The organism is Mesorhizobium sp. A623, assembly GCF_054489405.1.
Map to the genome: position 1 here is coordinate 335719 of NZ_JBTMXB010000003.1, position 8974 is coordinate 344692.

The following is an 8974-nucleotide window of genomic DNA, read 5'->3' on the forward strand; positions in this document are numbered from 1 at the left end:
TCCGTCATGTCACTGAGACCTTTCCACCCGAGTGTCTGGCCTCGCCATAGGCTGCCAGAACAGCCCCTGAGAAATAGATCATCAGACCCGTCATCGTGGCTGGTGCGTAAGCCACGCGACCTTCGATGATCTGAAACAGGAAAACGAACAGTGGACCGAGCGCCGTGATCGCGGCCAGTGTCAGGGTGGACATCAGCGATATCGCCTTCTGCATCGCAAAGACCGGAAACGCCATGATCGCGAAGCCGATCACGACAACAGCGAGTAGCCCGCTTGGATCGACCGGACCTTTCCCATCAAGGCCGAGCCATGCGGCCGAAAGCGCCACCACTACGTAAAGAGGATACCGCAGCCCATATTGCGCAACCGGTGCGATGCCGAGGCTGTCGAGTCTCCGGCTGTAGATCATCATCGCCGCGAGACTGACGGCCGACACACAGGTCAGCAGCAGTCCGGCCAGCGCGGCGGTCCAGCCGCCTCGCACGAAGCCTGACTGTCCAAGCAGCGTGATCGCCGCCAGATAACCAACGCCGATCACCACAGTGATCAGGCCGACGCCTTCGACCCGGTTGCGCAACGGTGACGCTTCCGGAACCCCGCAAGCCGAGGCAATCACGATGGCAATGGGAACCAGCCCTGAAAACACGGTGAACACCACAGCCGGTTCGATCATTTGAAGCGCGAAGAAATATGCGATCCAGACAAGGGCCGTCGAGAGATTTAACCCGAACAGGCTGGCTCTGTTGGCCCACGCAATTCTCAGTTGCTCCGGGGTCCGCGCCTTCACCCAGATCAGCGCTCCAGCAGCCGTGAATCCAAAGACTGCCCCGCCGATCAGGAACGAGTCGTAGTCCTGAAATACACCACCAAAAAACACGGCCTGTGCCGCTTCCAGGATCACAAAGGAGAAGGCCCAGATCAACCCAAGCGTTGCATTATTCATCGTCTCACCACACCGATTTTTTATTTTGATACGGCGAAAATGGCGGATAGGGTGGCCAAAATATTCGAAATTATGGCGATTCAGACCACAGGAGGCGCTGCATATGGATGAACTGGACCTGCGGATCGTGGCCGCGCTTCAGACAGACGGTACGCTCACCAAGGCGGAGCTGGCAGAGGCGGTTGGCTCGACGCCTTCGACCTGCCTACGCCGGGTCGCGGAACTGCGGCGAACGGGCGTCCTAAAAGCCTGCGTCTATCTCGCGGACCCGGCCAAACTCGGGCGCAGCATTCGGGCTATCGTCACTGTCACGACGCGCAACCACACCAAGGACGTGCGGTCGTCCTTCGCCGCGCGCGTTTCAGAGGAACCGGCGATCACCCAAGCGTTCGGTGTCACTGGCGATCTGGACGCGGTGCTGATCGGGCATTTCGGCGACATGGAAGAATATCAGGCGTTCTGTGACCGGCTCTTCGACAGTGATCCGGACGTGGTCCGCTACACGACGCTGTTCGCCGTCGAAACCTATAAGGAGACGACGAAGATTACGCCTCGAGACGCTACCCCCAAATGATCGGCTCCGACTCCTTTGCGAGGAAGGGCAAGCCTGCAGGCAGTTCGGACCGCATTGCCATTCCCGTCGCGGCCGACAGAGACAAGGACCGCGAGGTCGCGATGACGCTCGTAGAGGATTCAGGCCTCGACGCCGTCTACTCTGGCACCATCGCGGATTCCTGGCGGCAGCAGCCGGGCGCTCCGGCGTATTCCACCGATCTCACACGCGACGAGATGCCAGATGCGCTGGCAGCGGCCGATAAGCTCGCCTTCCCAGGCGGCGCGATCTTGCGGTTGGGGCCTTCCTCGAGAGGATGGGAGACCCGAAGACGAACCCGGACGCTGATTTCGGGGTCCGTGTAAGTCGGACATTGTTCATGTAGCATCCAATCCTCCGGCGATCACGACTGGGCGTCGGAGGCAGCCTAATCTGAATACGCAGGTAATAATGTCTACCGCTCAGCCATTACAGCCCGCTCCATCCTGTAACCAAGGAGGTTCCTCGTGCCTTTAGCAATCCGACTAACCGAAACCGGTGGTCCCGATGTACTGCACGCCACTGAAATTGATGCCGTCGCGCCGGGTCCGAATGAAGTTGTTATCGATCACAAAGCCATTGGCGTGAACTACCTCGACATCACGCAGAGAAATGGCGCGGTGAAGATACCTTTGCCGTCCGGTCTCGGGCTTGAGGCTGCCGGAGTTGTCAGCGCGGTCGGTGCGGGTGTGACGGATTTCAAGGTCGGAGATCGGGTCGCTTACATCCTGGGACCTGTAGGAGCCTATTCCGAGAGCCGCACCATTTCCGCGGATCGGGTCGTCCCGCTGCCTGATGGGGTTTCTTTCGAAACCGCAGCGACCGTCCTTTTCAAGGGCATTACGGCGCAGTACCTCCTGAAATCAACCTACGCGGTCGGCCAGGGTACAGTCGTGTTGCTTTACGGCGTAGGGGGAGCGCTCGGCCAGATCATGGCACCTTGGGCAAAGCACCTTGGGGCGACGGTGATCGGTGTCGTTTCGAAGGAGTCGAGCGTGGACCGAGCGCGTACGCTTGGATGCGACGATGTCCTGGTTTGGGGGCAAGGTGATCTCGCCGAGAAAGTCGCAGCCCTCACCGATGGCCACAAGGCCGATGTCGTCTACGACGGCGTCGGCAAGCTCACCTTCGAGGCTTCCATAAACAGTCTGCGCCCGCGCGGGCTAATGGTGTCCTTCGGGGCCTCCACCGGCGCACCTCCGCCCGTCGAAGTAGGCACGCTGAACGCCAAGGGCTCGTTGTATCTTACTCGTCCAGGGCTCGCAGCCCATGCGACTGAGGCGACTGAATACAGGGAACGAGCCGCAGATGTTCTCGATGCAGCCATGACGGGCGTATTCTCAACGACGTTCTGGAAGGAGTTCCCCCTCAGGGAGGCCGCTGCCGCCCATGAGGCCATCGAGATCGGTCGGTCCGCCGGACCGGTGATACTCAGGCCATAACAGCAGGCTGTAACCCCTACTGCGGTCCACCGCACATCGCATTGGTTTTCTATCACCGCTTCTGGCGTGTAACGGCCAACGCAATGCCGGATTCAAATAGCTGCTTTGAATAGAAGGGATGCACGGCCCTACTGCCGAGATGAGGTCAAACTTGCCGGATCGCGAACCCAACGTCGCTACCGCATGCAGGGATGGCTCGATGTGGGTGGAAAGGGGACTGTCGGCTTGGGAGCGAAACGAGCAGGAAAGCCGACAGTAGTCGTCCGACCGGCTCGAGGTCGATCGCCTTCTGGATGTAGCCGCCGGTGAAGCGTTCCAACATGGGCATCTCGATATCGCCGGGAAGGATGGCATTCACGCGGATGTTCGACTTGGCGTAGTCGATCGCGGCGGATTCGGTGAGGCCGATGATCGCGTGCTTGGAAGCGGCGTAGACGGCACCGCCGGCGACGCCCCGGATGCCCGCGCCCGACGAGGTGTTGCTACCGAAAACGATCGAGCATCCTGCTTCACGCGAGCAATGTGGCAGAGCTTTCATTTCCGGCGAGAACGGTCATAGGAAGCCGGACGATGAATGTTGTTCCGGTCTCGGCCGAGGCCTTGGCTAGCGTTCCGCCAAGCTGCATCGCGAAAGCTTCGAGGAACCGTGATCCCAACCCGGAGCTGCTGCTGCTGTCATTCATGCCAACGCCATTGTCCTCGACCGTCAGGGTGACCTCGCCATCGCGCCGCTGAAATCCCAACGTGATACGGCCAGCGCCATTTGGAAAAGCGTACTTGATTGCGTTGGTCGCGAGCTCGTTCACCATCAGACCCAGCGGAACCGCATGATCGGCCATAATCGTGAGAGGTTCGGCTTCGACGGCGATCTCAATCTTGGAATCCTGGCCGAGTAGGCTTGAGCGGATGCTTGATGCGATCCCTTCCAGATAGGCCTCCACCCCGACTGGCCCGAACGCGCTCGATTTGGCGATCACGTCGTAGAGTTCGGCGACCGCGCCGATCCGCGCCTGCATGGCCCGATATCCTTCCACGCATGGATCGGCCGCCTGCCGGAGTTCGTAGGCCACAAAGGAGGAGATGACCTGTAGGCTATTCTTGATCCGGTGCGCCAGTTCGGCGGCCAGAACATTCCGATGACGATCGAACAGCGTCTCCTTGGTGGCATCCTCGAACACGAGGAGAAGCTGCGCGCTGTGATTGCCCCGCACCTGTATTTTGCGTGCATACAGTTTGAAGATGCGATGCCCGAGCAGAGGAAATTCGTCCTCAAGTAGGAAGTCGTCGAACGGTCGGTCATCCGGAACGACGTGGTCGAGCAGTGCATGTAATGCCGCGACATCCCACTGTCCCTGTTTGAGGTCCTCCAATCGCTGCCCGACAATATCTTCTGCGCTGTCCCCGAACATCAGAACGAAGTTCCGGCTTGCAGTGACGATCCGCATGTCGGAATCCAGAATCACAAGAGGATCCCGCACCGTATCGGCGATGGTTTGACCTAGGCGCAGATTGATCGTCGCCTTGCGTTGTTCATTCCGCAGTTCGGTCACATCGTCGATCGTAAGGAGAAAGAAATCGACGCTGCTTCCGGGTCGGTGGACCTTGCGGGCGTTGAGAAGCATCGTCTTCGGACCCACGTCGGGGAAAATGTGCTCGACCTCATAAGCCTCGACGGTGGTTTCCCGCGGAAGAATCTCCTCTAGAAGCACGCGCAACGCCGGAATGTCCCACTGCCCGTTACCCAGATCGTAAAGGCGGTGCCCGATGGTCCCGGCGGCTGCGGTCGCGAACATCGAATAGAAGGCGCTATTGGCCGAAATGACAGTCAGTTCGGCATCGAGCACCAAAAGCCCGTCGCGCACTGTCTCGACGATATCCTGAGCTGAAACATCGCTCAGTTTAAGAACTGGAGCAGACAATGAAGAGCCCTCCGCGACGCGTCCACGCCACTGATCTAATTGAGCATATCAGTGCTTGCGAGATTGGAAAAGCTTGCTGGATCGCACCGACACCGTAGTCTCACCGCCTGGGATTCTCGAGCGTGGCCCGCTGCCTCCTGTCCCGTGTCTTGTTGGTAATCTTCGATCGCCTCAACCGACTGGATGTATTCGGCAATGCGAAACCTCACGTCAACGTCCGGCACGAGGATAGCCAAATTATCGCGGAAGGGCGGCGATGAGGTCGAAAACTGCCGGATCGTGAACCCAACGCTGCAACCGCATGCAGGGAGGGCTTGATGTCGAGGAAATGCGCAGCACCGCCGAACACCATCTCCGGGTTGCGCCGGTGTTGGTGGCTTTCTGCCCGTCCGCTTGGGATCGCGAACGGGCAGAAGCGGACATCCTATCTGCAACTAGTGGTCGCTCTTGATCACCTTCTGCCAATGGTCGTGAAGTGCGCTCACGGTGGGGCTCGTGAGGATCGGCATCGCCTTGTGGAGTTGCTCCTCGGCCAATTCCACCACTTCAGTTCTAGCAGCATGGCGACATCAGCCTCATCGAAGCGTTTGCGGATTACCTTGGCTGGATTGCCCCCAACGATGGCATAGGGCTCCACGTCCCGGGTCACCACGGCACGCGTGCCGATCACTGCGCCGTCGCCGATCTTCACGCCGGGCATGACGATCGCCTCGGAGCCGATCCACACGTCATTGCCGACGATGGTATCCCCTGCTGGTTGGTACCCGTTCTCTGCACCCGCGAAGGTTGGCACTTCCGCCATCCAGAAGAAGGGAAAGGTGCTAATCCAGTCGTTCCGATGGCCCTGGTTGCCTGCCATGATGAAGGCCGCGCCTGATCCTATCGAGCAGAAGCTGCCTATGACGAGCCTGTCGGCACCTTCGTCCGGGAGAAGGAACCGGGCGCAGTCATCGAAGCTGTGACCGTGGTAGTAGCCCGAGTAGTAGCTGTAGCGACCGACGACGAGGTTCGGATTCGTGACCTGCTGGTCGAGCGTAATGCCCTTGAAGGGACTTTCGAAGAAGTTTCTCATGGAAGTTACCACTGAATGTTAGCCGCGTGTGCGACGTCGTTTCGCATGCGATGATGCATGCGAACGCGAACCGGCAATCTATTGAACATGCCGGCATAGAAGCTTCTCGCGTCGAAACGCGGAAACAAATTCAGATGGTACAGTCTGCGGATTTCATACGAACAACATGCGCTGGATACCTGCATGAATGCAAGAGAGCGACCGGCAGCTTCGAATACGCGCGCAAGATGGTCGTTTAGGCCGATCAAGCACATTCCACGCTGATTGCACGCCGAATAACCTCTCATGGGTGGCTGGAGGGACAGTTTGCTTTTTGCGTAACGGGCCAGAGAAGCGGCCTTATTATAATCGGTCATGGCGGCAAGTGGGTCGCTCGATTGTAGCCCGCTTCACTTTTGCGTACCCTCGGCAGCCTCCGAGGAGATGGCGAGGAGAAGATTCCTTATGGCGAAGCTTGTTTTTGGATTGAACCAGTCGCTGGACGGCTATGTCGACCACGACCACACGGCATTTGTACCCGATCCCGTGCTTTTTCGTCATTTCATCGACGACGTGCGCGGCCTCGCCGGCAGTGTGTACGGTCGCCATATGTATGAGGTGATGCGGTATTGGGACGAGGATCATTCCGAGTGGGATGAGGCAGAACGTGACTATGCGGCGGCCTGGCGGAGCCAACCGAAGTGGGTCGTGTCGCGCTCGCTGAAGTCCGTTGGGCCGAACGCCACCCTTGTCGATGATGAGGTCGAGGCAGCGATACGCGGTTTGAAAGAGCAACTCGGTGGGGTGATTGACGTTTCCGGACCAGAGTTGGCGGGAAGTCTGACCAACCTAGGCCTTGTCGATGAGTATCGATTGTACCTCCATCCCGTTGTGCTCGGCGGCGGCAAGCCGTTCTTCGCCGGATCGCGGCCCCCGCTGCACCTCGTGGCGAGCGATCGTATCGGCGAGGACGTGATCAGGTTGACATACATACCAGCATAGTCGCGGCGATTAGCCTACGGACCGCTGAAGAGGTGGCTGGATTGGCGACGGCAACCTCTAGTGCCCGCCGCGGAGTCGATTTCGGCGTTGCCTGCTCTGAGTCTTTGGAATGTAGCTGGTGGTCAGCGGACAGGCGGCTTTGGTCGCCATCCAAATAGGAAGCGGACATTTCAAGCATGGAAACGTCGCCGGTACTCAGACGGGGAAAGGCCCACAACCTTCAGGAATATTTTTCGGAAGGCGCTAGGATCCCTGTAGCCGACTCTCCAAGCGATCTGATCCACTGCTTCCGTCCCGAACTGCAGCGCCTCACGTGCCTTATTCATGCGGAAACGCTGAACATACTCAGTCACCGTCATGCCAGTCGACTTGCGGAAACGGCGCAGAAAGGTTCGTTCTTCCAGGCCAGATTTGCGCGCCAGGTCGGCTAAACGATGTCGCCCGAAAACGACGCATGGAGCCAGTGCTGTACATCTAGCACCGCCGTGTCCCCGTGATTAAGGTTTGGCACGAATGTGCTGTAGTACCGCTGCTCCCGCCCTGGGGGATCGATCAGCAGCGTGCCCGCTGTCTCCAACATGGCTGAGGGACCGAGGTATCGGTCAACCAGGCTCAATCCCAAATCCGTCCAGGCCATCATGCCGCCAGCGGTGATAATGTCGCCGTCATCGATGATCAGCCGATCGACGTCGAGATTGACGTCCGGGAATCGTTTGCGGAACTCATCTGCCGCGCCCCAGTGAGTGGTGGCTGATCGCCCGTCTACAAGGCCAGTCTCACCCAGGATGAATGCTCCAACACAAACCGAAGCCAAAGTCGTGCCCGCAGTATGCAGATCACGCAAGCCGGGAGCGAATTCTTGGGCTATCGCGGGGGTGACGGGTCCAAATTTGCCCGAAGGAATGATCATCGCGCTTGGTGCGCAGCTCTCGTTGATCGGAACAAGATGATTGTCCTCGGCCCGCCATCTTGTCACCTTTAGGCGTGGTCGATCAGGGCGATTGGCGATCTCGAAGAGGTCCGTCAGACCGAAGAGAGCGGCCTCCTGAGCGCCAGGATATTCCAGCAGGCCGATGTCGATAGATTCAGGCATGTGTCGTTTCCAACCCGCTTTTTGTCGATTGCGCCAATGGTACGTTCGCCGCTCGCCGTCCATAAGAGGATTATCGAAAGGATAAAACCATGAGCAAGCAAGCTGTTGTCGTCGTCGATTTCCAGAACGACTATCTCACTTCCGGATCCTGGCCGCTTGTCGGCGTTGATGCCGCCGTCCAGAATGCCGCCAAGGTGATCGAGGATGCTCGATCTAAAGGCCTCCTTGTCATCCATGTCCGGCATGAGAACCCCGCGGGCGCACCGTTCTTCGTCGCGGGTTCGCAGGGCGCGGAGATCATCCCGGCTGTAGCACCCAGGGACGGCGAACAGGTGGTGGTGAAAAACTTCCCGAATGCATTCCGTGACACCGACCTCAAGGCCAAGCTGGACGCTGACGGCATCAAGGATATCGTTATCATCGGCGCAATGAGCCACATGTGCATCGACGCTACTGCTCGTGCGGCTGCTGACCAAGGCTACAATGTTACCGTCGTCGAAGATGCTGCCGCAACCCGTGACGCCGAGTTTAACGGCATGACCGTTCCGGCAGATCATGTGCACGCCGCGTTCATGTCTGCCCTGGGCTTCGCCTACGGCAAGATCGTCAAAGCTGACGAATACTTGAAGTAGGTGTAGCGGCCCCAGGGGGGCCACTTATCTGGCCGGCCCCCCTCAGGTGATCCGGGTTTAATGTTAGTGCATGACGGGTCGTGGCGCTACGGCCGGGGTGGCCGGCGAAGCTGGCCCGGGTTGCGCAGCCGGCCACAGGATAGCTTCCGGTGCGGGCGGTTTGTAGCCCCGCGATGAGTGTGGTCTCACCGTATTGTAATGCTGCCGCGATCCTTCGATGACGATCTGGGCCTCCTTCAGCGTATAGAAGATTTCTCCATCGAGCAGTTCGTCGCGAAGCTTCGAGTTGAAGCTCTCGCA

The 8974-nt window shown here is 58.9% G+C and carries 9 protein-coding genes and 2 pseudogenes; 5 read left to right on the forward strand and 6 right to left on the reverse strand.

Annotated features, from left to right (window positions below; all coding sequences use genetic code 11):
* Window positions 1-4: 4 nt before the first annotated feature.
* On the reverse strand, window positions 5-943 hold the full coding sequence (locus ACX3P1_RS05540; RefSeq protein ID WP_459078545.1) for a hypothetical protein: 939 nt from the start codon (window positions 941-943) through the stop codon (window positions 5-7).
* Window positions 944-1046: 103 nt separating this feature from the next.
* On the opposite strand from ACX3P1_RS05540, the gene ACX3P1_RS05545 reads away from it, so the two are divergent.
* The 3 genes from ACX3P1_RS05545 to ACX3P1_RS05555 all read left to right on the forward strand — a co-directional run bounded on the left by ACX3P1_RS05545 (window position 1047) and on the right by ACX3P1_RS05555 (window position 2977).
* On the forward strand, window positions 1047-1517 hold the full coding sequence (locus tag ACX3P1_RS05545) for an Lrp/AsnC family transcriptional regulator (protein WP_459078546.1): 471 nt from the start codon (window positions 1047-1049) through the stop codon (window positions 1515-1517).
* A complete protein-coding gene (locus ACX3P1_RS05550; RefSeq protein WP_459078547.1) occupies window positions 1514-1861 on the forward strand; it encodes a hypothetical protein in 348 nt (115 codons plus the stop codon). The genes ACX3P1_RS05545 and ACX3P1_RS05550 overlap by 4 nt, the downstream gene beginning before the upstream one ends.
* Window positions 1862-2002: 141 nt before the next feature.
* A complete protein-coding gene (locus tag ACX3P1_RS05555; protein ID WP_459078548.1) occupies window positions 2003-2977 on the forward strand; it encodes a quinone oxidoreductase family protein in 975 nt (324 codons plus the stop codon).
* Between the two features lie 145 nt (window positions 2978-3122).
* On the opposite strand, the gene ACX3P1_RS05560 is transcribed toward ACX3P1_RS05555, so the two are convergent.
* The 3 genes and pseudogenes from ACX3P1_RS05560 to catB all read right to left on the reverse strand — a co-directional run bounded on the left by ACX3P1_RS05560 (window position 3123) and on the right by catB (window position 5968).
* Entirely contained in the window at window positions 3123-3515 is a 393-nt protein-coding gene (locus tag ACX3P1_RS05560; RefSeq protein ID WP_459078549.1) for an SDR family NAD(P)-dependent oxidoreductase, read from the reverse strand.
* Entirely contained in the window at window positions 3487-4896 is a 1410-nt protein-coding gene (locus ACX3P1_RS05565) for a sensor histidine kinase (RefSeq protein WP_459078550.1), read from the reverse strand. Before ACX3P1_RS05565 ends, ACX3P1_RS05560 begins: the two co-directional genes overlap by 29 nt.
* Window positions 4897-5330: 434 nt before the next feature.
* A pseudogene (gene catB / locus ACX3P1_RS05570) lies at window positions 5331-5968 on the reverse strand (type B chloramphenicol O-acetyltransferase).
* 444 nt (window positions 5969-6412) lie between these two features.
* Here catB and ACX3P1_RS05575 point away from each other — a divergent pair.
* Window positions 6413-6949 (forward strand): dihydrofolate reductase family protein, encoded by a 537-nt coding sequence (locus ACX3P1_RS05575; RefSeq protein WP_459078551.1) that lies wholly within the window; start codon window positions 6413-6415, stop codon window positions 6947-6949.
* Window positions 6950-7119: 170 nt separating this feature from the next.
* On the opposite strand, the pseudogene ACX3P1_RS05580 reads toward ACX3P1_RS05575, so the two are convergent.
* Window positions 7120-8042 (reverse strand): annotated as a pseudogene (locus ACX3P1_RS05580) (GlxA family transcriptional regulator).
* Window positions 8043-8131: 89 nt separating this feature from the next.
* On the opposite strand from ACX3P1_RS05580, the gene ACX3P1_RS05585 reads away from it, so the two are divergent.
* Window positions 8132-8674, forward strand: a complete 543-nt coding sequence (locus ACX3P1_RS05585; RefSeq protein ID WP_459078552.1) for a cysteine hydrolase family protein — start codon at window positions 8132-8134, stop codon at window positions 8672-8674.
* Between the two features lie 63 nt (window positions 8675-8737).
* Here the strand turns inward: ACX3P1_RS05585 and ACX3P1_RS05590 are convergent.
* On the reverse strand, window positions 8738-8974 hold a 237-nt coding region (locus ACX3P1_RS05590; RefSeq protein ID WP_459078553.1), incomplete at its 5' end, for an integrase core domain-containing protein.